The sequence below is a fragment of the Flindersiella endophytica genome, assembly GCF_054779015.1.
The window spans coordinates 54,061-78,850 of the sequence record NZ_BAAGYY010000044.1 but is presented as its reverse complement, the minus strand read 5'-3'; the positions used below and the strand labels follow the sequence as shown (position 1 = coordinate 78,850).

The following is a 24,790-nucleotide window of genomic DNA, read 5'->3' as shown; positions in this document are numbered from 1 at the left end:
ATCGAGAAGACTATCCCCTCGCACGGAGAGAGCAGCAGCGATGGACACGAGGATCCGGCAGATCACGACGCCGGCGGGCGATCCCGCCTGGCACATCACCGGCTACGAGACCGTGAAGACCCTGCTGGCCGACCCACGGCTCGGCCGCTCGCATCCCGAGCCGGAGAAGGCCTCGCGCTACACCGACTCCGTCATCTTCGGACGCGCCACCGGTGGCACTCCGGAGGCCGAACGCGAGCAGAACCAGCAGATGCGCAAGCTGCTGAGCCGGTCGTTCTCGGCGCGGCGGCTGACCCAGCTCAAGCCGCGCGTACAGGCGCTGGTCGACGGCCTGCTGGACGAAACCGAGCACGCGGGCTCCCCAGCCGACCTGCACGAGCGGCTGTCGTTCCCGCTGCCCGTCCTCGTGATCTGCGAGCTGCTCGGCGTGCCGTACGAGGATCGCGAGCAGTTCCGGCACTGGTCCGACGACGCCGCCGACATGACCAGCGAGGCGACCTCGCTCGCGGGCATCGGGAAGCTTCAGGCGTACATGCGCTCGCTGCTCGACCGCAAGCGCGGCGAGCCGGCCGAGGACGTGCTGTCCGACCTGCTCGGTGCTCAGGCGATGGCGCCGGACGCGTTCACCGACGACCATGTGGTCTCGCTGGCAGCCGGCCTGCTGTTCGCCGGGCACGAGACGACCGTCTCCGCGATCGACCGGGGCATCGTGCTGTTCCTGACGCACCCGGACCAGCTGGCGGCACTGCGCGGTGAGCCGGCCCTGGTTTCGTCCGCCGTGGAAGAGATCCTGCGGCTCAACCGCCCGCGGCGGCAGGCCGGCGAGCGCACCGGAGGGATTCCCCGGTACGCCAGCGCCGACCTCGACGTCGCCGGAACGACTGTGTCCGCGGGCGATCTGGTCCTGCTCGACACCAGCGACGCCAACCACGACGACGCGGTGTTCACCGAGCCCGAGGACTTCGACATCAGGCGGCAGAACAACCCGCACGTGACGTTCGGCCACGGGCCGCACTTCTGCATCGGCGCCTCACTGGCGCGGATCGAGCTGCAGTCGGTGTTCGGCACGCTGTTCGACCGGCTGCCAGGACTGCGGCTCACGGTGCCCGCAGAGGAGTTGCCCAGGCGTACTCACTTGCTGACGGGCGGACTCTCGGCGATGCCCGTCGCCTGGTGACGCAGTCGGTCAGGAGGCGAGCGTCTCGCAGACGTTCTCCTCCGGGCCGATCGCGACTGCCATGTGCTTGGTGCCGTCCTTGTCGTAGGTGATCTCATGGATGCCGTCGAGTACGTAACGGCCTTGCGGGTAGTCGTCCGTAGCCACGAAGCCGATCCCGAACGGTCCGACTCCGCCGAAGCTGGACGTGCTCCCGTCCGGGTAGAGCGTCTCGAGGCCGCGTCCGGACAGGTCGCGCCGGATCGACTCACCGGTGTCGAGGTTGATGAAGTCGACGATGAGCACGCCCCTGTACTCCACTGCCTTCACAGCGCCGTCGGGATAGCGGGCATCGACTCGGGACTCCTCCTGGTCGTCGACGATCTTGGTCTCCAGCGGGTACGTGCAGTGCCTGCCCGCGGGCGAGATCGAGCCCTCGCTGCGGAACGGCTTCCACGGCTCCGGGCCGGTGGCCGACGCCGGAGTGGCTCCGGCCGCGAGCGCGACAGTGGTCAGAGCAGCGACAATGGTGGCACGACGAAGACGCATAAAACTCCTCCTAACCGGTTAATCTCAGATAACCGGTTAGGAGGAGCGAAGAGCAAGAGGGCGTGACACGATCGCAATGCACTGGACGGAGTTCGACGGCTACCCGATGCCCAACCGCATCGGCGGGCATGTCGCGCTCGACTTCTGCAACACGTGGGCCGGCTGGAACGCCGAGCCCGGCGATCCGCGGCGCGACTGGATCCCGTCCTACGAGCACTTCGCCGTGTGGGCGAAGTTCGCCGGGCTGATCGACGCCGAGACGACGGAACGCCTGCTACGCAAGGCGAAACGCGAGCCGGCCGACGCTGAAGCGACCGTACGCCAGGCCTGGTACCTACGCCGCGCGCTCCACGACGTACTCCTCGAGCCGGCCAACCGTTCGGCGTTCCAGATCGTGGCGCAGGCCGCCCAACAGGCCAACGCGACCGTCCGCCTGGTCGCCGAAGCCGACGGCCTGGCACAGTGGCGATTCCCCTCTCGCAGCGGCCTGGACCAGCCACTACTCGCCGTCGCCCGGGCGGCCGCCGACCTGCTCGGCAGCCCGGCCAGGCAGCAGGTGAAGGCCTGCCCAGGTCACAGCTGCGGCTGGCTCTTCCTCGACCCCCGCGGCCGCCGACGCTGGTGCATCATGGCCACCTGCGGCAACCGGTCGAAGGTCCGCGCTCACGCCGCCAGGCAGCAGGACCAGCCCGAACCCGGCGAGCCCTAGCCCGCCGAGCGGTCAGTCGATCAGCTCGTACGCCGGCAGCGTGAGGAAGTCGATGTAGTCGTCGGCCAGCGCGACCTGCTCGAACAGCCGCCGGGCATCGTCGTAGCGGCCGGAGGCGTAGCGCTCCTCACCCACCGCCTCCCTGATCTTGGCCAGCTCCTCGTCCTCGATCCGGTGCACCAGCTCGGCCGTCACGACGTCGCCGGAATCGAGCACGACCTGGTTGCGGATCCACTGCCAGATCTGCGAACGCGAGATCTCCGCGGTCGCCGCGTCCTCCATCAGGTTGAAGATCGCGACCGCGCCGTTGCCGCCCAGCCACGACTCGAGGTACTGCAGCGCGACCGAGATGTTGTTGCGAAGACCCGCCTCGGTGATCCCGCCCGGCGTCGACTTGGTGTCGAGCAACTCCTCGGCGCTGACCGAAACCTCCTCGCGCAGCACATGCAGCTGGTTGGTCCGCGCGCCGAGCGCCGCGTCGAAGACCTCCCTGCAGATCGGCACCAGGTCGGGGTGCGCGACCCACGAACCGTCGAAGCCGTCGCCAGCCTCACGTTCCTTGTCGGCACGCACCTTCGCCAACGCCACCTGGTTGATCTCCGGGTCCCGCCGGCTCGGGATGAACGCCGCCATGCCGCCCATCGCGAACGCGCCGCGGCGGTGGCAGGTCTTGACCAGCAGCTCGGTGTAGGCCCGCATGCAGGGCGCGGTCATCGTCACCGCGTTGCGCTCGGGCAGCACGAAGTCGGCGCCGGCGTCGCGGAAGTTCTTGATGATGCTGAAGAGGTAGTCCCAGCGGCCGGCGTTCAGGCCGGAGGCGTACGTGCGGAGCTCGTAGAGGATCTCCTCCATCTCGAACGCCGCCGTGATGGTCTCGATCAGCACCGTCACGCGGACGCTGCCCTGCGGGACCTCGAGGCGTTCCTCGGCGAATGCGAAGACGTCGTTCCACAGCCGGGCCTCGAGGTGTGACTCCAGCTTCGGGAGATAGAAGTACGGCCCGCTGCCGCGCGAGAGCAGCTCCTTGGCGTTGTGGAAGAAGTAGAAGCCGAAGTCGACCAGCGCGCCGATCCCCGGCCGGCCGTCGATCTGCACGTGCTGCTCGGGCAGGTGCCAGCCGCGCGGGCGCATCACGATCGTGGCAAGGTCTCCGTCGTCCTTCAGGGAGTACGACTTGCCCTCCGGCGAGGTGAACGCGAGCTGCCGGCGAACGGCGTCGTAGAGGTTGGACTGGCCGGACACGACGTTCGACCAGTGCGGCGTGTTGGCGTCCTCGAGGTCGGCGAGCCAGACGTTGGCGCCGGAGTTGAGCGCGTTGATCGCCATCTTGGCCTCGGTGGGCCCGGTGATCTCGACCCGCCGGTCGATCAGGTCGTACGGCGCGAGTGCCACCCGCCAGTCGGGGTCCTCGCGGATTTCCTTGGTCTCGGCCAAGAAGTCGAGCCGCCCCGTCCGGGCGATCTGCTCCCGGCGCTCGCGGCGCAGCGCCAGCAACTCCTCACGCCGGCCCGCGAACCGCTCGTGCAGCTCGCCCACGAACTCCAATGCGGCATCGGTGAAGATGCGCTCACCCGCTTCGCCCAGACCCTCTGTCACCACGCTCGCCCGCACGGCTGCCTCCAGTTGTCGCATCAGGTCGTCCCTGCAGTCAACCCTGCCACCTCCGCTGCGAACCTGGTCCCCCACCCACGCCGGACCTGGCCAGACCGGCCATGTACTACTCCAGGTAGCTTCCCAACTCCCAAGCGTCAAGTTGGCGCAGTGTCCGCCGGGTGTTCGGGCTGTCGCGCTCTCGCAAATACCCACACAGGAGCGGAACGAACGCGGCGCGCTCGGTCAGGCCATACGCGTCGCAGAAGAGCTTCAGCCGCGGCCCACGCGGCAGGATCGGTATCCCGATCCGCTCGCAGTCCTCGTCGACGTACAGCGGAACGAAGCTGCGGGCGGCAGCCACGACATCCCACAGCGCGGGCGCCGGACCGGCGAGGTCCCAGTCGATGAAGACCGGGGCGCGGCCCGGTGCGTAGACGGTGTTCGGTGGTGACAGGTCGTTGTGGCAGATGATCTGCCGTTCGTAGGTTCCGGCGGGCTGGTGCGCCTCGCGCCACACGCTGTCCGGCGGCGGCGTGAAGCCCGCCACGACGTCGTGGAAGCGGCGGATGGTACGAGCGGTCTCGGCCAGCGTCCGATCGTCGTACGGGCCGTTCCAGCCGGGCTCCCCCTCGACGTAGGTGAGCACCTCCCGGCCCTGCTCGTCGAAGCCGAGCACCCGTGGCGCACCCTCGAAGCCGACCGCCTCCAGGTGGCGGAGCAACGCGTGCACCGCCGGCGTCTGCGGCCCGACAGCACGGCGTACCGTGCCGCCGACTCGCCAGACCTCGCGGCCCTCCCCCGCTCCGGTGAGCAGTTCCATCAGCGACTCCACGTCCGCGATTGGCCCGGAATCGGCGCCGCCGAACGGACCGGCCCGACCCGACGGTTCGAACCTAGCCTCGCGGCATGGAATACCACACACTCGGACGCACCGGACTGAAAGTCAGCGAGCTCTGACTTGGCACGATGCTGTGGGGCGCCGACGACCTCGACGCCGCACCCGACGAGCAGGTCGCTCACCAGTTGGCGGATCGCTTCGCCGAGGCCGGCGGGATGTTCTTCGACACTGCTGACGTCTACGCCGGAGCTGCTGCAGCGTCCGGCGGTGACCGCGCCGATCATCGGTGCGATGACGATGACGCAGCTCGAGGACAACCTCGGCGCGGCCGGCTGGCAACTGGCCGACGAGCAGGTCGATCGGCTCACCAGCGCCAGCGACCAGGTGTGCGACCCGACGCCCGCCCACGACTGACGCCGCGTCCCCGAACGCCGCGGGCGGCCCGCCCGCCGGCGCCGCTCCGGCCACGCACTCCACCGGCCTGGTGGCGTTTGGCACTATGGCTGGATGCCCGCGCCCGGAAACACCGCCGAAACGCAGGCCCGGCGCGGGCTCGTGCTGGGCGCGGCCGCGTACGTCATCTGGGGCTCGTCTGCGCTGTACTGGCCGTTGCTGCGGCCGTCCGGTGTGCTGGAGATCCTGTCCATGCGCGTCGTCTGCTCGTTGTTCGCGCTGGGCGCGCTGATCGTCCTGCGCCGGCACGCGAAGCGCCTACGGCATCTCCTGCGCCAGCCCCGCAAGCTCGCGTTGCTCGGTGTCGCCTCGTTGCTCACCGCGGTCAACTGGGGACTGTTCATCTACGCCACGACCAGTGGCCGGGTGATCGACGCGTCGATGGGCTACTTCATCAACCCGCTCGTCATGGTTCTGCTCGGCGTGCTGGTGTTCCGGGAACGGCCACGTCCCCTGCAGTGGGCTGCGGTCGGCGCCGGTGTGGCGGGAGTTCTCGTGCTCGGCGTGGGCACCGGCCGCCCGCCGTGGATCGCGCTCTGCCTGGCCGCGAGCTTCGGTGCGTACGCGCTCATCAAGAAGGCGCTCGGCGTTGGAGCCGTGGTGAGCATGACGGTCGAGACGGCGATCCTGTTCCTGCCGGCGCTGGCGTACTGCCTGGTGCTGCAGGTCGACGGCACCGCGACGTTCGGGCGAGTCTCGCTGGCACACGCGCTGCTGATGATCGGCGCGAGCGTCGTCATGCTGTCGCCGATGCTGCTGTTCAGCGCCGCGGCGAACCGGATTCCGCTGAGCGTGGCCGGCCTGCTGCAGTACCTCGAGCCGGTCATTCAGTTCCTGATCGGCCTGCTGGTGTTCAGCGAGGTGATGTCGGGGCCGCGGTGGGGCGCCTTCCTGTTGATCTGGGTGGCGCTGGCGATCCTCGGATACGACGGCTTCCGCGCAGCCGTCCGCAGGCAAGCGAGCCAGCCGGGCCAGCCGGGCCAGCCGGGCCAGCCGGATCAGGCGGTGACGACCGGCAGCCCGGGCTCCTCCTCGTCGAGCCCCACAGCCACCCGCTCGATGAACTCGAACAACTGACGCAGCCGAGCCAGATCGGACGGCGCGACCGTGAACGAGAACAGCACCGCCTCACCCGACGCGTTGTAGTTGAGCTCGTGGCCGCAGCGCCCGTCCCAGAGCCCGATGATGACGCGCATGTTCGCCGGCAGCCGGTCCGTGTGCACCCGACGCACCTTCACACCGGCCTCCTGCTGCATCCGCGCCAGCGCGTCCAGCCGATCCGACCATCCGTTGTGGATGAAGACCCGCCGGATCTCACGCCCGTCCCGCAGCGCCCGAGCCTGGTGCTCCCAGTAGGCGCGCCCCTCCGGCTCCTCCCACCAGTCCAGATCGATCGCCGGAACGCTGGTCACCAGCATCTCTCGCTCGACGTTCCGCGCGAGTCGCAGTGCCAGCGAGTTGTCGTTGTACGGAAGCTGGAACCGCCCGTGCTCCAGGTCGGTGAGCTTGCCCCGGCAGTCCTCGAACGCGAGTTTGCACGCGTCGACGGCCGGCGTACCGGCGTACTCCTGCTCGACCCGCGTCGCCGAGCGGAGCATCGACTCCACGATGTCCGGAAGCCAGGACGTGCCCTCGATCATCCGGATCAGCATGCCCATCCGGCTTTCGTACTCGGCCCGTCGCTTGTCACGCAGCAGGATCTGCACCTGCAGCGTGATGATCCCGCCGAGCAGGCCCGCGAACGTGGCGAACGCTGGCGCGAGCGTGGTGTTGCGGTAGAAGAACACCGCGATCCCGACCGACGACACCGTTCCGATGACCAGCACCGGATCCAGCGTGAAACGACCCTTCCGCAAGTGCGCCCTCCCAGGGATTCGCCCGCCGTCACCAAACCGCGTTGCGATGCTGCGTGAGATCGACGTTCAGTATCGCGGAGTCCGTGGAACCAGTGCCGGCGGCCCCGTCGGCGGCCGGATCAGCTGGTGGGGAACGCGCGCTGGATCCGCTCGACCAGCATGCCCACGTCGTTGCCCGTCTCACGGGTGATGTTCATCAGCTCGCCGAGCTGCGCCTGCATCTCGGGCATGTCTGCGAGCAGCTGGGCCGGATCCACGGTGTCGCCGAACGTGCTCCGGGCGATCTCGACCTGCTTCTGCTGCAGCTGGGTCCGGGCCTGGTTGACCAGGTCCTGGATCTGGGTGGCCAGGTCTTCCGAGCCGTCCCGAAACGCGCGCGGGTCGATCCTGAGGTTCTGCAGGCCCTTCTCCTCGGAGAACGTCAGGCTGATCTCACCGTCCTCGCTCTCGGCCGTGCCGGCCGCGGCGGCGAGCTGCTCTTGGTAGTCGGCCAGCCGCTCCATCTGCACAGCCTGCTGTCGAGCCATCTCCTCGGGGTCGTGCAGGTACGTCGGAATCTGGTCGAACGAGAACACGTGCTGTTCCTTCCGCTATTTCACCAACGCCTGAGGGACGTGCTATTGGTACTTCTCCCGCTCGGGGTTGTTCTCCCCCAGCTCGTCGGAGTGCCGGTTGCCCCACTCCTGGTCCGGGATCGGGCCGTCGTTGGGATCGAACAGCCGGCCCGTGCCGCTCGGCGAGCCCTGCGCCACGGAGTCCCAGCCCCACGGCGACATACCGGCGTACCGGCCGACCTTCTGCAGCATCGCGTCGGCGCCCGGGAACCGGCCCGCCAGCTTGCCGCCCATGCCCGCGCCGCCGAGGAACTGGTTCTCGGCCCGCTGCGCGAAACCGCGCGCCATGTCGTCGAGACCGCTGACCGCACCCTGGATCAGGTCGAGGCCGGCCTGCAGGCCGCCGCCCATGACCATCTGCATGCCGGTGCTCATCGCGGTCAGCGCACCGATGATGCCGGCGCCGGTGTGCTGGATCGCGTTCATCGGGACTTCCATCGCCCGGATGAACGACTTACACGAGAAGCTGATCGAGTTGCCCAGGCTGAAGATCGTCATGTTGAACGCCTGCACCGGCGGGAACGGGATGAACCGGGTCGCCCAGTAGGTGATCGCGAGCGCACCGAGAATCGCCGCGAAGACGGTGACCACGGTGATCATCGCGAAGATCAGGAACGCGATCACCATCGTGAACGTCGCCGTGATCACGCAGACCATCTGGGTCAGGCTGATCCGGGTGTTCAGGTCGGTCGCGGACTTGTGGAACTCCTTCTGGTCGCCGCTCTGCCAGGTCTCGGCGTCGATCCGCTCCAGCTGCTCCCGGATGACGTCGGCGGCCTTCACGCCCTCTTCGCCGGACTTCCACAGGTCGACCGCGGCCTTGCCCATCGCGCCGGTGTCGGTCTGCAGCAGGAACGCCTCGCTGGCGAGGTTGGCCGGGAGGAAACGAGCGGCCGGGAACGCCGTGCACGCCAGCATCATGCCGACGTACGCGCCCTGTGCCATGGCCGCGCCCGGCTCAAGAACCGCAACGGTGGCTTCGGAGATACTCACTGTCGAACCCTCTCTGCTTAACGGTGCTCGTGGTGCTCAGGCACCGTTGCCGGAGCCTTCGATCGCGTTCATGGCCTGCTCGAGCGAGACCGAGGACACTTGCTCGATCTCGTTCCAGCGGTCGGCCAGCACCGCGAGCGCCTCCGAGAGGTGGGTCGCGTCGTCGATCTTGGTGTCCCAGGACTGAGTGGCGTACTCGACCGCGACGACGTAGGCGGACGCGAACGACTTCGTGACAGCCGTCCAGTTGGCCATGCTCACTTCCTGAGCGGCGTCGGACTTTCGCATGGCCGACTTCAGCGGCTCCGGGGTTTCCGAACCGATCCGCTCGCCGATGCTTCGGATCAGCTCTCGGTCGACGTGTCTTTCTCCCACCGTGTGCACCATCCCTCATTGGTGTTTTGCGACCGATACACCTTACATATGCCGCAAGGCCGTCCAATCCGGGTTGTCCACAGGCACCGGGCTCACTGTGACGACGGCCACGTACCAGGCGGGATGCGGTCGAGCACGTCGATCAGCAGCGCGAACCGGCTCTCCAGGTGGCCCGGCCGGGTGGCGTAGGCCTCCAGGGGTACGAGGTCCCACGTCAGGAGGTCGCCGCCCACCAGGCGGAACGTACGGTCGTTCTCGCCCATCGCGGTGAGCCGCTTGGCGAGCTCCTGGTCCGTGGTGATCGCGGCGAGCTGCTTGGCCCGCGCCGCCTGCGGCTGATCGGTGGCGCCGCCTGCCGACACGGCGTAGACGGAGTACTGATGCCGGGCGTGCTCCTGGTTGCCGAACCGCGCGACGAACGTCAGGTCGAACGCGACGATCGTGTGCCCGCGGTAGTCACCGGTGATCACGTTCGTCGCCTGGTACTGCCGGCCCAGGTTGAACGGCTCGCCCTCCCACCGGGTCAGCAGGCCCGGGTCGCTGTCGGCACGGCTCCACCCGTTGCGCGACACCTGGTCGTCGATGTTCTTGCGGCGCGCGCCCGACTCCCTCCACATGCCGAACGCGATGAGTACGGCCAGCGCCACTCCGAGCACGATCAGGACAATCTGCCACCACTTCACGGCATCCGATCCTGGCATACACATGGCATGGACCGGCCGCGCGCCGTGACCGCCGCCGGACGTCGCAGCGAACATCCGACGTTAGGGTGAAGTGGCCGGCCGGAATAGTCCTGGAAGTAGTCATGGGCAGAGACCTACCGAGCGGCACGGTTGGAGGGTTCGATGAAAGCGATCAACGGACTGCGCACAGCGCTCGAGGGCATCGTCGGCGCCGAGTCCGTGATCAGCGATCCCGTTCAGCTGCGGACCTATGAGTGCGACGGGCTCGCGGGCTACCGCGTCACGCCCGCGCTCGTCGTCCTGCCGGCCACGTCCGACCAGGTGGCCGCCGCCGTCGACGCGTGCCACCGGGCTCGCGTGCCGTACGTCGCCCGCGGCGCGGGCACCGGCCTGTCCGGCGGCGCGTTGCCCGTCCACGACGGTGTGGTGATCTCGCTGCAGCGGATGCGCTCGATCGTCGAGATCGACCCGGTCAACCGGCGCGCGGTCGTCGAGCCGGGCGTCACCAACCTCGCGATCAGCCGGGCCGCCGCACCCCACGACCTCTACTACGCCCCCGACCCGTCCAGCCAGCAGGTCTGCACGATCGGCGGCAACGTCGCGGAGAACTCCGGCGGCGCCCACTGCCTGAAGTACGGCTTCACCACCAACCACGTGCTGGCGATCGAGGTCGTGCTTCCCGACGGCACCCGCTCCTGGCTCGGCGGGCCCTCCCCCGAGGTCGCCGGACCCGACCTGCGTGGGCTGATGATCGGCTCGGAGGGCACGCTCGGGCTGGTAACGAAGGTGGTCGTACGCCTGCTGCGCAAGCCCGAGTCCGTCCAGACGCTGCTCGCCGATTTCCCCTCGATCGAGGCCGCCGGTGAGACCGTCACCGACATCATCGCCGCGGGAATCGTCCCGGCCGCGATGGAGATCATGGACGAGCTCGCGATCGAGGCCTCCGAGGCCGCGGTCGGCGCCGGCTACACGCTCGGCACGCCGGCCGCGCTGGTCGTCGAGCTCGACGGGCCCGACGACGAGTGCGCGGCCCTGTTCGAGTCCGTACAGGACCTCTGCCGCGGCAACGGCACCACGAAGATCCGCGTCGCCCGCGACGAGGCCGAGCGGCTGGCGATCTGGACGGGACGCAAGGCCGCGTTCGCCGCGGTCGGACGGATCAGCCGCGACTACTTCGTGCAGGACGGCGTGGTGCCGCGCACCCGCCTGTCGGAGGCGCTGAGCCGGATCGGCGAGATGGGCCGCGAGGCCGGGCTGCGGGTCGCGAACGTCTTCCACGCCGGCGACGGCAACCTCCACCCGCTGGTCCTCTACGACGAGACCAAGGGTGAGCACGAACGCGCCGAGCAGCTCTCCAAGGAGATCGCGGAGGTGTGCGTCGAGCTCGGCGGCTCGTTGTCCGGTGAGCACGGCATCGGCACCGACAAGGCCTGCTCGATGCCGGTGATGTTCGGCGAGGAGGACCTGGCGACGTTCGACCGCGTACGCCGGGCGTTCGACCACGAAAACCTCTGCAATCCCGGCAAGGTGTTGCCGACTCCCCGGCTGTGCGGCGAACGGCCGGGAAAGTACCGTCCGCATCCGCTGGAGGACGCCGGTGTCATCGAACGACTCTGAGCCCGTGTCGACGGCCGAGCCGATCACCGAGCGGCCCGCCGACCTGCGCGAAGCGCGTGACGTCCTGACCAAGGCCGCCGACGCCGGCCGGCGGGTGCTGATCCGCGGTGCCGGGTCGGCGCAGTCGTGGGGCGCACCCGTCGAGCCCACCGACATCGTGCTCGACACCACCGGCCTGGACCAGATCGTGGCCTACAACCCGTCTGACATGACGGTCGCGGTCGGGGCCGGGATCTCCCTTTCGGCACTGCAGTCCCAGCTGCGGGGCCAGTACGTCGCGCTGGACGCCGCCCGGATCGGGCGCGGTGCGACCGTCGGCGGCCTGCTGGCCACGGGCGACGCCGGGCCGCTGCGCCCTCGGTACGGCTCGCTGCGCGACCTCGTCATCGGCGTCACCGTGGTGCTCGCCGACGGCACGGTGGCGCGGTCGGGTGGGCACGTGATCAAGAACGTCGCGGGCTACGACCTGGCCAAGCTGTTCTCCGGATCGCTTGGTGCGTTCGGCCTGCTGACCGAGGTCGTGCTGCGGGTGCATCCGCTGCCGGAGTCCACGGCCACCCTCGCGGTCGCCTGCGATCCGGGGCAGGCGTTCGGGTACACCCTCGACCTGCTCGGCTCGCCGCTGGAACCGGTGTCGGTCGAGTGGCACGGCGACGCGACGACCGGCCGGCTGCTGGTCCGCTTCGAAGGCACCGACCACGGCGTCCGCCGGCGAGTCGACAAGGCCGCCGACCTGCTGACCAAGCTGGGTGCGAGCACGCCCGACGTCCTCGACGACGCGGCGGGGGCGGAGGCCTGGCAAGCCGTCGCCGACAGCGCGCTGGGCGGTGAGGGCGACACGGTGTTCCGGGCGGGCACCCGACCCGACCGGATGCCGTCGCTGGCCAACCGGCTGGTCTACCTCGCCTCGGAGTACAGCGTCGAGGTCGAGTTGACGTCGAGTGTGGGCATCGGCGTCCACACCGTACGCCTGTCCGGCGGCGGGGTCGCCGGGCACGCGGAGGTCTTCCAGGCCTGGCGTTCCGACGCCACCGAAGCCGGTGGAAGCGTCACGTTGCACCGTGGGGCGCCCGGGCTCACCGACCTCGTACCTGCCTGGGGCCGCCCGCCGTCGTCGGTCGAAGTGCTGCAGGCGTTGAAGAAACAGCTCGACCCCGACAACCGGCTCTGCCCCGGCCGGTTCGCACCGTGGATGTAAAGGACGGACGCTTCGTGACCGCACAAGGGTTTGACGCACACCGGCCGCCGGATCCGGACCTGCTCGACGACTGCGTGCACTGCGGGTTCTGCCTGCCGACCTGCCCGACGTACGCGTTGTGGGGCGAGGAGATGGACTCGCCGCGCGGCCGGATCTACCTGATGAACCTCGTGCACGAGGGCGCCGCGTCCTTCGACGACACGCTCGTCGGGCACTTCGACGCCTGCCTGGGCTGCATGGCGTGCGTGACCGCGTGCCCGTCCGGCGTGCAGTACGACCGGCTGCTGGAGTCGATGCGACCGCAGATCGAGCGGCACCACAGCCGTGGCTGGAAGGACCGCGCGTTCCGGCAGCTGATCTTCGCGCTGTTCCCGTATCCCCGCCGGCTGCGGCTCGCCGCGCTGGGCGGCATCGCCTACCAGAAGCTGGGGATCCGGAAGCTGCTGCACCGGCGCGGGCTGGTCGGCAAGCTGCCGCCGCGGTTGCGGGCGCTGGAGGCGCTGCTGCCGCCGGTGAAGCTGCGCGAGGTGTTCGGCAAGGCGCCGACGCGGATCCCGGCCGTCGGCGAGCGGCGTCGTACGGTCGCCCTGCTCGCCGGGTGCGTGCAGCAGGTGTACTTCTCGCGGGTGAACGCCGCGACCGCGCGGGTGCTGGCGGCCGAGGGCTGCGAGGTGCTGGTCCCGGCCGAGCAGAGGTGCTGCGGGGCGCTGTCGGAGCACGCCGGGCGCGAGCCGGAGGCACTGCGGCGCGCGCGGCACACGATCGACACGTTCGCGGCGTACAACGTCGACACGGTCGTGGTGAACGTCGCCGGCTGCGGCTCGATGCTGAAGGACTACAGCGACCTGCTGTCCGACGATCCGGCGTACGCCGAGAAGGCCCGGGAGTTCTCGGCGAAGGTGCGCGACATCACCGAGGTGCTCGCCGAGCTGACACCGCGGGCGGCGCGGCACCCGGTCAAGGGCCTGTCGCGGGTCGCGTACCACGACGCCTGCCACCTCGGGCACGCGCAGAAGGTACGCGCGCAGCCGCGGGCGGTGCTGCGGACGATTCCGGGGCTCGACGTGGTCGACATCCCGGAGGCCGAGCTGTGCTGCGGGTCGGCGGGCGTCTACAACCTGCTGGAGCCGGAGGCGGCCGAGGAGCTCGGCCAGCGCAAGGCCGCGAACGTCCGGACCGTGACGCCGGACGCGCTGGCGACCGCCAACCCGGGTTGCCTGCTGCAGATCCGGCGGCACCTGGGTGAGGACCTCCCGCTCTACCACCCGGTCGAGCTGATCGACGCTTCGATTCGTGGCAGAGGGCTGGAGCGTCGCTAGCCTGGGGTTGTGTCGACCTCCTTATCTGACAGCGCGCTCGCGCTGCTCGACGGCAAGCACTTCGCCGTCTTCGCCTCGCTCAATGCCGATGGCAGTCCGCAGACGTCCGTGGTGTGGTACGAGTGGGACGGCGAGGCCTTGCTGTTCTCAGCTATGGCTCACCGTCGCAAGGTCCGCAACATCGAGCGGGATCCGCGGGTGAGCATCACGATCTTCGACACCGCGAATCCGTACCACTCGCTGGAGATCCGCGGCACGGCATCGGTGTCGGCCGATCCGGAGCGCGCGATGTCGTACCAGCTCACCCATCGCTATCTCGGCCAGGATCCGCCGGCCGATCCGGAGGGTTCGCAGCGAGTGATCATCCGGGTCGTTGCGTCGAAGGTCGTCGAGTTCGCGGCGGGCGCGTGAGCGGCCCGCCGGTCGTGGTGGTCACGGGCGCGGCGATGGGGATCGGGCTCGGGATCGTGCGGCGGTTCCAGGCGGGCGGCTACACCGTGGTCGGCGTCGACCGCGACCAGGCCGTGCTGGAGCTGGCCGACGGCGACGGCGGCGACTCGCTCGTGCCGTACGTCGGCGACGTCACCGACCCGGCGACGCACGACGCGGCCGCGGCGCTGGCGATGGAGCACGGGGAGCTGGCGGTCTGGGTCAACAACGCCGGTGTGGCGCTGCCGGCCTCGATCCACACGGCTACGCGAGAGTCGGTCGAACGTACGTGGGCGATCAACCAGGGCGGCACGTTCTGGGGCTCGGCGGCCGCGGTCCGGACGATGCTCGAGCACGGCATCCGCGGTGCGATCGTCAACATCGCCTCGACCCAGGCGCTGCGCGGGTTCGCGGAGCAACCGGCGTACGCCGCCTCGAAGGGTGCGATCGTCTCGCTGTCGCGGCAGCTGGCGGCGGAGTACGCACCCAAGGGGATCCGCTGCAACGCGATCGCACCGGGCGTGATCGAGACGCCGCTCAACCGGGCGCTGGCGGAGGCCTCCGGCGACGTGGAGGCGACGGAGCGCAACTGGCTCGAACTGTGCCCGATCGGGCGCTGGGGGACGCCGGAGGACATCGCGGAGGCCGCGTGGTATCTCGGGACGCCGGTGTCGAGCTTCGTAACCGGCCAGCTCCTCGTCGTCGACGGCGGGCAGACCGCGGTTCCGCCGGCCTGACGGCACGACTTCGCCGGAGACAAGAACCGTAGACAAACCGGGGACCAAAAAGAGGACGCGGGCCGGGAGGAACTCCCGGCCCGCGTCCCACGTGGTGCGGCCGCGTGCTCGGCTACCGAGGTCGCCCCTGTCGGCGCCGCGCGGCCACGTCTGTGATTCGCCCTCTTGCCACAAAGTCTAAGGTTCGAAGTGGTTCCTGGCCTGGTCAGGCCTCGCCCTGGATCGTCACTTCGAGTTGGATCTTCGGTGCGCCCTGCGTCACCGAAACGTTACCCACCAACCCACTGGTCTGGTCAAGCCTAACTGGTGAGTAGCTTCCAAAATCGCACCCCCGTCTCGAACTCCGAGACCGCCCATTCGCCTACCTTACGCAACATGCGAATCACACGACCTGATGGAGCCAGCGGACGGGCGCGCCTTCACCAGCATGCCTGAACGTCTCCAGTTCGTCGTCCCATTGCTTGCCGAGTAAACGATCAAGCTCGGACTCGAGGTTCCCCTCTCCCCTTGCTGCCTTGGCGATCGCGGCCTTCAGCCGATCCTCGGGCACGAGGATGTCGCCGTGGACGCCGGTGACGGCGTGGAACAACCCGAGCGCGGGCGTGTAGGAGTAGCGAGCACCCTCGCAGCCCTGGCTGGGCTCCTCGGTGACTTCGTAGCGCAACTGCTGCCAGCCGCGCAGGCTCGAAGCCAGTGCCGCGGACGTGCCGGCCGCGCCCTGCCAGGACAGCTCCGCACGGTAAGCACCCGCAGCCGCGGGCTGCGGGATCCAGTCGAGATTCACGCGCGCGCCAAGTACGCCGGCGGCCGCCCACTCGACGTGGGGACACAGCGCACCCGGCGCGGAATGTACGAACAACACACCTCGGGTTGTCACCGGACTCCACCTTCCTGTTCGAGGAGCGCCTTCCCCTGCGTCCTCAACAGGCGTCTCACGGCTTCGTCAGATGCCAACCCGCGTGCACATTCTGCCGTACGGATGCACGGCCTTACAACTACTGGACTGTTGTACCCCGTTGTAGTAACAGCCCCACAAACGTGTCGGCGTTGGCCACGGCAGCGCATCCGGGGTCGTTGTTGAAGTAGGCGTAGACGTCGGCGGTGTCCTCGTAGGTGTCGGTGACGCGCTGTGCCCACGACTCCAGCGCCGCCCGGCCGTAGTGCGGCCACGGCTTGGCCCGCCCTTCGTGGAGGCGGACGTAGCCCCAGCTCGCTGTACGCCACAGCGGCGTGACCGGGCGGCCGAGCCGGTCCGCCCAGCACAGGGCGGCGTCGTGGCGTTCCAGCACCGGCCGTACGGCGCCGGCGTCCTCCCACCACGACTCGTGCCTGGGCTCCACCGCCACGCGGGTCCTGGCGGGGAATTCGGCCAAGCAGGCGTCGAGCAGGCCGGCGTCCGACCGGAGGGTGGGCGGCAACTGCAGCAGGAACGGCCCGAGCCGCGCGCCCAGTCCCCTGGCGTGCTCGACCAGGCGGTGGACCGGCTCGGCGGGATCGCGCAGCCGCTTGATGTGCGTGAGATAGCGGCTCCCCTTCACCGCGACCACGAACCCGGCCGGCAGCTTGTCGCGCCAGCCTTCGAACGTGTCGCGCCCGGGCAGCCGGTAGAACGCGTTGTTGAGCTCGACGGTCGAGAAGCGGGTGGCGTAGTGCTCCAGCCACAACCGCTGCGGCAGGTCGCCTGGATAGAACGGTCCCCGCCAGTCCTGGTAGGACCAGCCGGACGTGCCGACGCGCACAGGCATGGCACCGCCATTCCCCGAACCATCGAGGTCTAGTCAGAGCCCGCCGGCGCGCTCGTCAGCCGGACTTGGTCCGGATCTCGTTGATCAGCTTCTGCATCGTCTTCTTGTCGGCGGGTGCCCCGCTGACCTTGATGCCGATGTGCGTATCGGCCTTGCCGCCTGCCTTCGAGGCGAAGACGTGGCTCATCGACAGCCGCGTCTTCCCCGACTGCAGGCTCTCCTCGGCGTAGCGCGTCGTCGAGTCGGTGGCCTTCCACTGCTTGTCGTCGAGGTCGAAGGCGGTGTCGCGCAGTTTCTTCCACTGGGCGGCGCCGCACGGGGCCGGGCACTTCTCGAGGTAGATCTCGGACCTGCCGGGGACCGCCGGCCGTTCGCCGTTGCCGAACGTTCCGGCCTCGTCGGCGCAGACCCAGGCCTTGACGTCGGGGCGGCCCTTGACCGAGCCGCTGACGCAGCCCCACGTACCCGGCGCACGGAACGAGAACGGCATGCCCCGAAGCTCCATGAGGTAGGTCGGCTCGCCCTTGCCGTAGGTCGGGCCGGCGACCGGCCCGGGCGGGCCGTCGGTGTAGGTCGGCTTGGACGAGGGTCCAGTCGTCGGAGTTTCTGACGGGTCGGACGTCGTGGTCGGCCCAGCGCTCGGCGAGCCGCTCGGCAGCGGTCCGAGGGTCTGGTGCGACTCGCCGGGGTCGGCGGTGACGTTCTTGTCGTCGGTGAGGGTGGAGACCAGCCACCAGACGCCGATCACAAGCACGATCGCGCCGAAGATGATGCCGCCGAGGATCAGCAGCGAGCGCTGCGTGTCACGGGGCTTCCCAGCCGGTACGCCCGGCGGCGCCGGCGACGGTCCCTGCGGCCCTGACGGCCCTGTCGGCGTGAACGACTGCGACGCCGGGCTGCCCGCCCAGTGGGGCGCGAAGTCGGGTCCGGTCTGCTGGCTGCCGAACAGGCTCGAGCCGCCGGCCAGCGCGGCCGCGTCGAGCAGGCTGAGCGCGTGGTCCGGCCGCCCGGAGGTGTAGGTGGTCGCCACCCACGGCACCGGGTCACGCACGCCGGACATGGCGACCTGTTCGGGGTCGGCGATGTCTTCGAGCGCGCCGGCCAGCCGGTCGCGTACGGCGGAGTCTTCGGCGGCAGCGGCATGCAGCACCGCGACCGCGACCGAGTTGCCCGCCGCGTCTTGGGCGAGCAGAACGACGCCGGCCTGGTGGTTGGCCAGCCTGCCGCGTACCCGGAATGGTCCTACGACAGCCGGGTCACCTGGGCGTAGCGGTTCAGAGCTCATCTTTGTGCTAGGCCCCCGCCTTCATAGTTTTCTTAGTCTGGGATGGCACCCTAGGTGCCGTGGCCGACGATACGACGTACTCGCCAGCAAGTGGACAGCCTATGACCAGCTCCGGTCCGGGGTACAACCCCGGCGTTTCAGACACGCAGAACTCCTCCGCACCGCACCCCCAGCCAGCCGCCGACGCGAAGCTGATCCTGGAGGCGGTCGAGGAGGTCAAGCGGGTCATCGTCGGCCAGGAGCACATGGTCGAGCGGCTGATGGTCGCCCTGCTGGCCCGCGGGCACTGCCTGCTCGAAGGCGTGCCGGGCGTCGCCAAGACGCTGGCCGTCCGCACGTTCGCCGACGTCGTCGGAGGCCAGTTCGCGCGGCTGCAGTTCACACCCGACCTGGTGCCGTCCGACATCGTGGGCACCCGGATCTACCGCCCGAGCAAGGAGGCGTTCGACGTCGAGCTCGGGCCCGTGTTCGTCAACTTCGTCCTCGCCGACGAGGTCAACCGCGCGCCGGCCAAGGTGCAGAGCGCGATGCTCGAGCTGATGGCGGAGCAGCAGGTCTCGATCGGAGGCCAGACCTTCCCGCTGCCGAAGCCGTTCATCGTGATCGCCACGCAGAACCCCATCGAGAACGAGGGCGTCTACCCCCTGCCGGAGGCGCAGCGCGACCGGTTCCTGATGAAGGTCGACGTGCACCTGCCCGACGCCGAAGAGGAATACCGCATCCTGGAACGGATGAGTGTCGACCCGCCGAGCGCTCGACAGGTGCTCGATCCCGAGCGCATCATCGGGCTGCAGCACGCGGTCGACCGCGTGTTCGTCCACCGGCTGGTCGCCGACTATGTCGTGCGGCTCGTGCTGGCCACCCGGCGGCCGGTCGAATACCACGTACCCGATCTCGCCGGAGTGATCGAGGTCGGCACCAGCCCGCGCGCGACGCTCGGCCTGGTCGCCTCGGCCCGGGCGCTCGCGCTGATGCGCGGCCGCGACTACGCCCTGCCCGAGGACGTACGCGACGTCGCCCGTGACGTGATGCCGCACCGCCTGGTGCTGACGTTCGACGCGATGGCCGACGGAGTGGACGCCGGCCAGGTGGTCGATCGCGTGCTGTCGGCAGTGCCACCACCGCGCCCGGTCTGGCGTAACGACATCGGCCCGGGTCAAGGCCGCCCGGAGTTCCGTTGAGGCCTGCCAGCCAGCCCACCGGGTCGCTCAGCCTCGGCCAGCTGGCGCCCGAACAGGCGCTGCGCCGGCTGGAGCTGATGATCGTCCGGCGGCTCGAGGGCTTCCTGCGCGGTGAGCACCTCGGACTGCTGCCGGGGCCGGGCACCGAGCTCGCGGAGGCGCGGGTCTACCGGCCGGGTGAAGACGACGTACGCCGGATCGACTGGTCGGTCACCGCGCGTACCACCGTCACGCACGTCCGCGACGTGATCGCCGACCGCGAGCTGGAGACGTGGGCGCTGGTCGACCTGACCGCGTCGATGGACTTCGGAACGGCGGCGCTGGAGAAGCGCGAGCTCGCCGTCGCCGCGGTCGGCACGGTCGGGTTCCTGACCCAGCGGCTCGGCGACCGGTTCGGCGGCTTCGTCGTACGCAACGGCCAGACCCGCCGGTGGCCCGCGCGGTCCGGGCGGCTCGCGCTGTACGGTCTGCTGCGGTCGCTGCTGGGCGAGCCGCGGAGCTCGTCACCGGGCACGGACGATTTCTCCGGCGCCCTCGAACAGCTCTCCCGCGCCAAGCAGCGCCGTGGCCTGCGGGTCGTGGTCTCCGACTTCCTGGACGGCGCGGGCGAGTTCGATGAGAACGGTCAACTGCCGTGGGAGCGAGCGATGAAACGGTTGTCCGGCCGGCACCAGCTGCTGGCCGTCGAGATCACGGACCCACGCGAGTGGGAGCTGCCGAACGTCGGGGTCGTGATGCTGACCGATCCCGAGTCCGGCACAGTCCGTGAGGTGAACACCGCCGATCCCAAGGTCCGTTCCCGCTATGCCACGGGAGCGCGTGAACACCGCGAGCGCGTCCGGGCGGCGCTTCGCCGCACCGGCGCGGCACACCTGGAGCTGTCGACGTCGCGCGACTGGGTGGCCGACACCGCCCGCTTCGTACTCGAGCACCGGCGGGTCGCGGTCAAGCTGCACTCTCCGCAGGCGAGAGGGGCGGGCGCATGAGCTTCGTCGAACCCGGCCGGCTGTGGCTGCTCCTGCTCGTGCCGGTGCTGGTCGCGGCGTACGCGCTGCTGCAGTGGCGGCGCAAGCGCTACGCCATGCGGTTCACCAACCTGACACTGCTCGACAAGGTGGCGCCGAAGCGTCCGGGGTGGCGCCGGCACGTCGCGGCGATCCTCACGATGATCACGGTCGGGCTGATCGTCACGGCGTTCGCGCAGCCGCAGTCGGAGGTGCGGGTGCCCCGCGAGCGCGCGACGATCGTCCTCACGATGGACGTCTCGCTCTCGATGATGTCCGACGACGTGTCGCCCACACGGATCAAGGCGGCCCAGGCGGCGGCGAAGAAGTTCGTGGAGGGCCTGCCGGAGAAGTACAACGTCGCATTCGTGACGTTCGCCGGTACGGCCCAGATCCTCGTGCCGCCGACCACCGACCACCAGTCCGTCATCCGGGCGATCGACGGAGCCGACCTGGCCGAGTCCACAGCGACGGGCGAGGCGATCTTCACGTCCTTGGAGGCGCTGAAGCAGGTGCCCGCCGACCCCGAGCACCCGAACGACCCGCCGCCGGCCCGTATCGTGCTGATGTCCGACGGCTTCCGCAACACCGGGCGCAGCGTCGAGTCGGGCATCGCGGCGGCGCAACGGGCCAACGTCCCGATCTACACGATCGGCTTCGGCACGCAGTACGGCACGGTCGAGATCGACGGCCAGGTCACCGACGTTCCCGTCGACCTCAACACCATGCAGCAGATCGCCGACCAGACCGACGGCAAGATGTTCGCCGCGGAGTCCGGGACCGAACTGTCGTCCGCGTACGAGGACATCGGCTCCTCGATTGGCTACACGACCGAGGAACGCGAGGTCACAGCGCGCTGGATCGGCTTCGCCCTGTTGTCCGCCCTGGCAGCGGCGGCCGCGTCCCTCCTCTTCCTCGGCCGATTGCCCTGACCATGCCGGCCGGGTGACGGCTCGCGCCGGCCGGCCGACAAGCTGAGCGCACTGCGCCTCGGCCGGCGCCTGGTGACCGAGGTGTCGGCGCGCGGCCCCGGTCACGCTGGCCGCGAGTGGGAGCTGGAGCCGGAGCAGTTCCGCTGTCCCTGGGACACCGACGACCCGCAATGAGCACGGCACGCAGCCGAAGGCCGGCCGTCCATCGCTGGTCGGCCGGCCTTCGGCGGCAGCCTTGGTGCGCGCTCCCCTACGTCAGTTCGGCGTGCAGGTCGGTGAGGGAGTCGGCGTGGGGGTGGTGGTCGGCTCCGGTTCCTCCACCGGCGAAGGTGTCGGGCTCGGGGACTGGGTGTCCGCCGGCGTCGGCACCGGCGAGGACGGCGACGGGCTCGGCGATATCTGGTCGGTCGGCGTCGGCGTTGGTGTCGGGGTCGGAGTCGGCGTGCAGGTCGCCGTCGGCGTCGGGGTCGGCGTCTGGTCCGGCGTGTTCGGAGTCGTCGGCTCGTCCGTCGGCTGGCTCGTGGGCTCGTCCGTCGGCTTGGTCGTCGGCGGCGGGTCGGACTTCGGCGGGTCGGGCGGATCCGATGTGCGGGTCGCCGTAGGCGTTGGGTCCGGCACCTTGGGCGGCGGGTTCGGCTTCGGGGCCGGCTCGTTCGGTGCGTTGTCGCCCGGCGGCGGGATCGGGTCGCTCGCGACGATCGTCTTGTCGTTGTTGTTGGAGCGGTTGCCGGTCGCGACCACGGTGCCCTGGGTGTAGGCGTCGATCCACGACAGCACCAGCGCGACGTAGGAGTCGGAGTGGTTGTAGGTGTAGATCGCCGCGGTCAGGTCGGCCCGGTTGGAGAGGTCGCGGTTGCCGACGCAGAGGTAGGTCGCCGTCGCGTACGCCGCGTCGAAGACGTTGTGCGGGCTGGCCACACCGTCACCGTTGCCGTCGACGGCGAAGCGGGCCCACGACGTGGGAATGAACTGCATCGGGCCCACCGCGCGGTCCCACACCGAGTCGCCGTCCAGGCGGCCACCGTCGGAGTCGGAGATCGCGGACCAGCGCGCGCCGTCGAGCCGCGGCCCGAGGATCGGCGAGGTCGTGTCGCCGTTCTTCGTCACCGAGCTGCGCGCGTGGTTGGACTCGATCTTCCCGATCCCCGCCAGCATCTGCCACGTGACGTGACAGCCGGGATCCGAGGTGGCGAGCTTGCCGGCGGCGTTCTGGTACGCCTTGAGCACGACACCTGGTATGCCCAGGCTGCCTGCGACATTGGCGCGGTCGCCGGCGTTCTTGGTCTTGGTGCCGTCGGAGTCGTCCTGCGCCGGCGTGGTCTTGTCGTCCCATCCCGGTGGGTTGAACGACAGGCCGTCCGGATCGACGAACGGGCGAACACCGTTGTCGGACTCGGCGGTGAGCTTGCTGGGCGGTTCGTCCACCGGCCGGAGGTACGGAGGTACCGGGCTCGACGCCCCTACCACCGCCACCGTGGCGACCGAGGCGAGCATTGCAAGGCGTGCGGCTATCCGATGTCGCACGGGCATCACCCCCACCCGATCTACCTTGTCACGATCTTCGCGACCTCGCAGTGACCTTTCGGGCAACCAACGGGGAACCTGTCCGGCACCGGACAACGATTCGACGCTATTTGTTCGCTATTGCCGACTCCCACGGAAACTACTGCGCCGGCGGCTGCAACACGCAGAACTCGTTTCCCTCCGGATCGGCCAGGACGTGCCAGCCCCAGCCGTGTTCGACGATCGGCTCACTGGTGAGCACATCGGCTCCAAGCGCCGCCAGCCGGTCGACCTCGTCCTCCAGGTCGGGTACGCGCAGGTCGAGGTGGAGCCGGTTCTTCACCGCCGGCTTGGACTCCGGCACGCGCTGCAGCAGCAGCTCGATGCCGTTGCCGTCCGACGGATGCAGCGAGCAGTAGGGACCCACCGTGTCGGTGCGGACGTAGCCGAGCGCGGCCGACCAGAACGCGGCGGTCCGGTCGATGTCGCGGCAGTCCAGCACGATCACCAGCTCCGTGTCCGGCCGGCCCGGCAGCCGCGTCTTGTTCATGCCGAAAAGCCTATGCGGGCACACCGACATTCGGCTTGGCGCGACGCGCCAGCGTGACGCCCAGGGCCGCGATGGCCACCATCACCAGGTCGATCAGCCCGAACACCAGCGTCGCCGGCAGCGTGGCGTTGAGCACGGCGAACAGCACGCCGCCCAGGCCGATCAGGATGACCTGTCCCATCGCGTCCGACATCTGCCCGGATGCGGAGTTCGCACCCTGCTCGGCCACCGGCGACTGCTCCAGGAGGAGCACCGACAGGCTGGAGGTGGTGAGCCCCATCCCCAGTCCGGACAGGACGCCGCCCACCGGAGCGAGCCAGACCGGCACCGCCGTCAGCACGGTCAGCGTGGTCACCACCAGGCCGGACGCGATGAACGCGGTCCCGATCTGCACCAGCTGATAGCGCGGCCGGCGCATCGTCGGCCTGCCCTGCCACCACGAGCCGGTGCTCCATCCCAGGGCGCCGATCGTCAGCACCACACCGGCCAGCGTCGTCGACAGGTGCCGGTGGCTGGTCAGCATCAGCGGGATGAAGGAGTTCGCGCCGAAGAACGCACCGGCCGCCAGCCCGCGGATACCGATCACCGCAGGCAGTCCGCGCCGGAACCGCAGCGTGCCGGGCGGCAGCAGCCTGGGCAGGCTGGGCACGAGCAGCACCAGACCGACCGCCAGGACGGCGAGGCTCCACCAGCGCAGCTCCTGGCCGGCGTACTGCAGCAGCCCGATGCCGATCGCCGCGGCCAGCGCCAGCCGCTTGCGGCCGGCGCGCCGCGCGGGCGGCTCGACAGCCGGCAGCGAGCGCAGCTTCGGCGCGACCAGCACGATCGGCACGACCGCGAACGGCACCAGGCCGAGGAACACCAGCCGCCAGGTCGCGTGCTCGGTCAGCGCGCCCGCGATCAGCGGCCCGATGATCGACGGCAGCACCCAGCAGGCGGAGAAGACCGAGAACAGCCGGGGCAGCAGCGCCGCGGGGTACGCGCGCCCGGCGACGACGTACAGCGAGACCACGATCGCGCCGCCGCCGAGGCCCTGGATCACCCGGCCGAGGACGAACAGCCACATGAACGGCGCGCTGCCCGCGACCACCAGTCCGACCGTGAACAGGGAGATGCCGCCAACCAGCGGAACGGTCGGGCCGAGCCGGTCGGCCAGCTGCCCGGAGACCACCGTCGCGAACATGCTGGAGACCATGAAGCCGGAGAAGCCCCAGGCGTAGAACGCCAGCCCGTCGAGCTCACGGACCGCGGCGGGCATCGCCGTGGTGACGGCCATCCCTTCGAACGCCACCAGCAGGACGAGCGTGACGATGCCGATCGTCAACGGTCGGAACGTGGGACCGAAGATGCCGCCCTGGGCAGGCTTGGTGTCAGTGTTGTCCTCAGTGCTGTCTACAGCGTTCACGGTGGTCACATCCCAGCACGTTAGCCGCCCGGTGCAACGTCCCGAATCGGACGCGGGCTGGGCTTC

The 24,790-nt window shown here is 69.7% G+C and carries 26 protein-coding genes; 12 read left to right on the top strand and 14 right to left on the bottom strand.

Annotated elements, in window-relative coordinates:
• Nucleotides 1–40: 40 nt before the first annotated feature.
• The gene (locus ACYVF6_RS45245; RefSeq protein WP_460533102.1) at nt 41–1,177 is read left to right on the top strand and encodes a cytochrome P450 family protein; all 1,137 of its coding nucleotides are present in this window, start codon (nt 41–43) and stop codon (nt 1,175–1,177) included.
• Between the two features lie 9 nt (nt 1,178–1,186).
• On the opposite strand, the gene ACYVF6_RS45240 is transcribed toward ACYVF6_RS45245, so the two are convergent.
• Nucleotides 1,187–1,705: a hypothetical protein gene (locus ACYVF6_RS45240; protein WP_460533099.1), complete on the bottom strand. Its 519-nt coding sequence runs from the start codon at nt 1,703–1,705 to the stop codon at nt 1,187–1,189.
• 76 nt (nt 1,706–1,781) lie between these two features.
• Here ACYVF6_RS45240 and ACYVF6_RS45235 point away from each other — a divergent pair, with 76 nt between their 5' ends.
• Complete coding sequence (locus tag ACYVF6_RS45235) at nt 1,782–2,414, top strand: CGNR zinc finger domain-containing protein (protein WP_460533096.1); 633 nt, start codon at nt 1,782–1,784, stop codon at nt 2,412–2,414.
• A 12-nt stretch (nt 2,415–2,426) separates the two neighbouring features.
• Here ACYVF6_RS45235 and aceB read toward each other — a convergent pair whose 3' ends face one another.
• Nucleotides 2,427–4,046 carry a malate synthase gene (gene aceB / locus ACYVF6_RS45230; RefSeq protein ID WP_460533093.1) on the bottom strand — a complete coding sequence of 540 codons (1,620 nt, stop codon included), beginning with the start codon at nt 4,044–4,046 and terminating at the stop codon, nt 2,427–2,429.
• A gap of 85 nt (nt 4,047–4,131) precedes the next feature.
• Nucleotides 4,132–4,827 carry a protein kinase family protein gene (locus ACYVF6_RS45225; RefSeq protein ID WP_460533091.1) on the bottom strand — a complete coding sequence of 232 codons (696 nt, stop codon included), beginning with the start codon at nt 4,825–4,827 and terminating at the stop codon, nt 4,132–4,134.
• A gap of 285 nt (nt 4,828–5,112) precedes the next feature.
• Here ACYVF6_RS45225 and ACYVF6_RS45220 point away from each other — a divergent pair, with 285 nt between their 5' ends.
• Entirely contained in the window at nt 5,113–5,259 is a 147-nt protein-coding gene (locus ACYVF6_RS45220) for a hypothetical protein (protein ID WP_460533088.1), read from the top strand.
• A gap of 93 nt (nt 5,260–5,352) precedes the next feature.
• Complete coding sequence (rarD, locus tag ACYVF6_RS45215; RefSeq protein WP_460533085.1) at nt 5,353–6,375, top strand: EamA family transporter; 1,023 nt, start codon at nt 5,353–5,355, stop codon at nt 6,373–6,375.
• Here rarD and ACYVF6_RS45210 read toward each other — a convergent pair.
• The 5 genes from ACYVF6_RS45210 to ACYVF6_RS45190 all read right to left on the bottom strand — a co-directional run bounded on the left by ACYVF6_RS45210 (nt 6,297) and on the right by ACYVF6_RS45190 (nt 9,819).
• Nucleotides 6,297–7,154, bottom strand: a complete 858-nt coding sequence (locus ACYVF6_RS45210) for a hypothetical protein (RefSeq protein WP_460533082.1) — start codon at nt 7,152–7,154, stop codon at nt 6,297–6,299. The two genes, rarD and ACYVF6_RS45210, sit on opposite strands and share 79 nt — an antisense overlap.
• Before the next feature lie 119 nt (nt 7,155–7,273).
• Nucleotides 7,274–7,729: a YbaB/EbfC family nucleoid-associated protein gene (locus ACYVF6_RS45205; protein WP_460533079.1), complete on the bottom strand. Its 456-nt coding sequence runs from the start codon at nt 7,727–7,729 to the stop codon at nt 7,274–7,276.
• Between the two features lie 42 nt (nt 7,730–7,771).
• Nucleotides 7,772–8,761, bottom strand: a complete 990-nt coding sequence (locus tag ACYVF6_RS45200; RefSeq protein ID WP_460533076.1) for a hypothetical protein — start codon at nt 8,759–8,761, stop codon at nt 7,772–7,774.
• Between the two features lie 36 nt (nt 8,762–8,797).
• Complete coding sequence (locus ACYVF6_RS45195; protein ID WP_460533073.1) at nt 8,798–9,136, bottom strand: hypothetical protein; 339 nt, start codon at nt 9,134–9,136, stop codon at nt 8,798–8,800.
• Between the two features lie 92 nt (nt 9,137–9,228).
• On the bottom strand, nt 9,229–9,819 hold the full coding sequence (locus ACYVF6_RS45190) for a type III secretion system chaperone family protein (RefSeq protein ID WP_460533070.1): 591 nt from the start codon (nt 9,817–9,819) through the stop codon (nt 9,229–9,231).
• A gap of 162 nt (nt 9,820–9,981) precedes the next feature.
• Between ACYVF6_RS45190 and ACYVF6_RS45185 the strand changes: the two genes are divergently transcribed.
• Genes ACYVF6_RS45185 through ACYVF6_RS45165 form a run of 5 tightly spaced genes read left to right on the top strand, consistent with a single transcriptional unit; the run spans nt 9,982 to nt 15,119 of the window.
• On the top strand, nt 9,982–11,436 hold the full coding sequence (locus tag ACYVF6_RS45185; protein WP_460533066.1) for an FAD-binding oxidoreductase: 1,455 nt from the start codon (nt 9,982–9,984) through the stop codon (nt 11,434–11,436).
• A 4-nt stretch (nt 11,437–11,440) separates the two neighbouring features.
• A complete protein-coding gene (locus tag ACYVF6_RS45180) occupies nt 11,441–12,634 on the top strand; it encodes an FAD-binding oxidoreductase (RefSeq protein ID WP_460533063.1) in 1,194 nt (397 codons plus the stop codon).
• A 14-nt stretch (nt 12,635–12,648) separates the two neighbouring features.
• Nucleotides 12,649–13,953 carry a (Fe-S)-binding protein gene (locus tag ACYVF6_RS45175; protein WP_460533060.1) on the top strand — a complete coding sequence of 435 codons (1,305 nt, stop codon included), beginning with the start codon at nt 12,649–12,651 and terminating at the stop codon, nt 13,951–13,953.
• Between the two features lie 9 nt (nt 13,954–13,962).
• On the top strand, nt 13,963–14,364 hold the full coding sequence (locus tag ACYVF6_RS45170) for a PPOX class F420-dependent oxidoreductase (protein ID WP_460533057.1): 402 nt from the start codon (nt 13,963–13,965) through the stop codon (nt 14,362–14,364).
• Nucleotides 14,361–15,119 (top strand): SDR family NAD(P)-dependent oxidoreductase, encoded by a 759-nt coding sequence (locus ACYVF6_RS45165; RefSeq protein WP_460533054.1) that lies wholly within the window; start codon nt 14,361–14,363, stop codon nt 15,117–15,119. Before ACYVF6_RS45170 ends, ACYVF6_RS45165 begins: the two co-directional genes overlap by 4 nt.
• 382 nt (nt 15,120–15,501) lie before the next feature.
• On the opposite strand, the gene ACYVF6_RS45160 is transcribed toward ACYVF6_RS45165, so the two are convergent.
• From ACYVF6_RS45160 to ACYVF6_RS45150, 3 genes are all read right to left on the bottom strand, one after another.
• Nucleotides 15,502–15,996 (bottom strand): DUF3145 domain-containing protein, encoded by a 495-nt coding sequence (locus ACYVF6_RS45160; RefSeq protein WP_460533051.1) that lies wholly within the window; start codon nt 15,994–15,996, stop codon nt 15,502–15,504.
• Nucleotides 15,997–16,114: 118 nt separating this feature from the next.
• Nucleotides 16,115–16,864, bottom strand: coding sequence for a DUF72 domain-containing protein (locus tag ACYVF6_RS45155; RefSeq protein ID WP_460533048.1), 750 nt, complete (start codon nt 16,862–16,864; stop codon nt 16,115–16,117).
• Nucleotides 16,865–16,919: 55 nt separating this feature from the next.
• The gene (locus ACYVF6_RS45150) at nt 16,920–18,149 is read right to left on the bottom strand and encodes a hypothetical protein (protein ID WP_460533045.1); all 1,230 of its coding nucleotides are present in this window, start codon (nt 18,147–18,149) and stop codon (nt 16,920–16,922) included.
• Between the two features lie 101 nt (nt 18,150–18,250).
• Between ACYVF6_RS45150 and ACYVF6_RS45145 the strand changes: the two genes are divergently transcribed.
• From ACYVF6_RS45145 to ACYVF6_RS45135, 3 genes are read left to right on the top strand one after another with little or no spacing between them, the layout of a single operon-like run.
• Nucleotides 18,251–19,330: an AAA family ATPase gene (locus ACYVF6_RS45145; RefSeq protein WP_460533042.1), complete on the top strand. Its 1,080-nt coding sequence runs from the start codon at nt 18,251–18,253 to the stop codon at nt 19,328–19,330.
• On the top strand, nt 19,327–20,316 hold the full coding sequence (locus tag ACYVF6_RS45140) for a DUF58 domain-containing protein (protein ID WP_460533039.1): 990 nt from the start codon (nt 19,327–19,329) through the stop codon (nt 20,314–20,316). Before ACYVF6_RS45145 ends, ACYVF6_RS45140 begins: the two co-directional genes overlap by 4 nt.
• Nucleotides 20,313–21,266 carry a vWA domain-containing protein gene (locus ACYVF6_RS45135; RefSeq protein WP_460533036.1) on the top strand — a complete coding sequence of 318 codons (954 nt, stop codon included), beginning with the start codon at nt 20,313–20,315 and terminating at the stop codon, nt 21,264–21,266. Before ACYVF6_RS45140 ends, ACYVF6_RS45135 begins: the two co-directional genes overlap by 4 nt.
• Before the next feature lie 255 nt (nt 21,267–21,521).
• Here ACYVF6_RS45135 and ACYVF6_RS45130 read toward each other — a convergent pair whose 3' ends face one another.
• The 3 genes from ACYVF6_RS45130 to ACYVF6_RS45120 all read right to left on the bottom strand — a co-directional run bounded on the left by ACYVF6_RS45130 (nt 21,522) and on the right by ACYVF6_RS45120 (nt 24,733).
• Nucleotides 21,522–22,691 (bottom strand): lytic transglycosylase domain-containing protein, encoded by a 1,170-nt coding sequence (locus ACYVF6_RS45130; RefSeq protein ID WP_460533033.1) that lies wholly within the window; start codon nt 22,689–22,691, stop codon nt 21,522–21,524.
• Nucleotides 22,692–22,929: 238 nt separating this feature from the next.
• Complete coding sequence (locus ACYVF6_RS45125; protein WP_460533030.1) at nt 22,930–23,319, bottom strand: VOC family protein; 390 nt, start codon at nt 23,317–23,319, stop codon at nt 22,930–22,932.
• 10 nt (nt 23,320–23,329) lie between these two features.
• On the bottom strand, nt 23,330–24,733 hold the full coding sequence (locus ACYVF6_RS45120) for an MFS transporter (protein ID WP_460533027.1): 1,404 nt from the start codon (nt 24,731–24,733) through the stop codon (nt 23,330–23,332).
• Between the last annotated feature and the right edge of the window lie 57 nt (nt 24,734–24,790).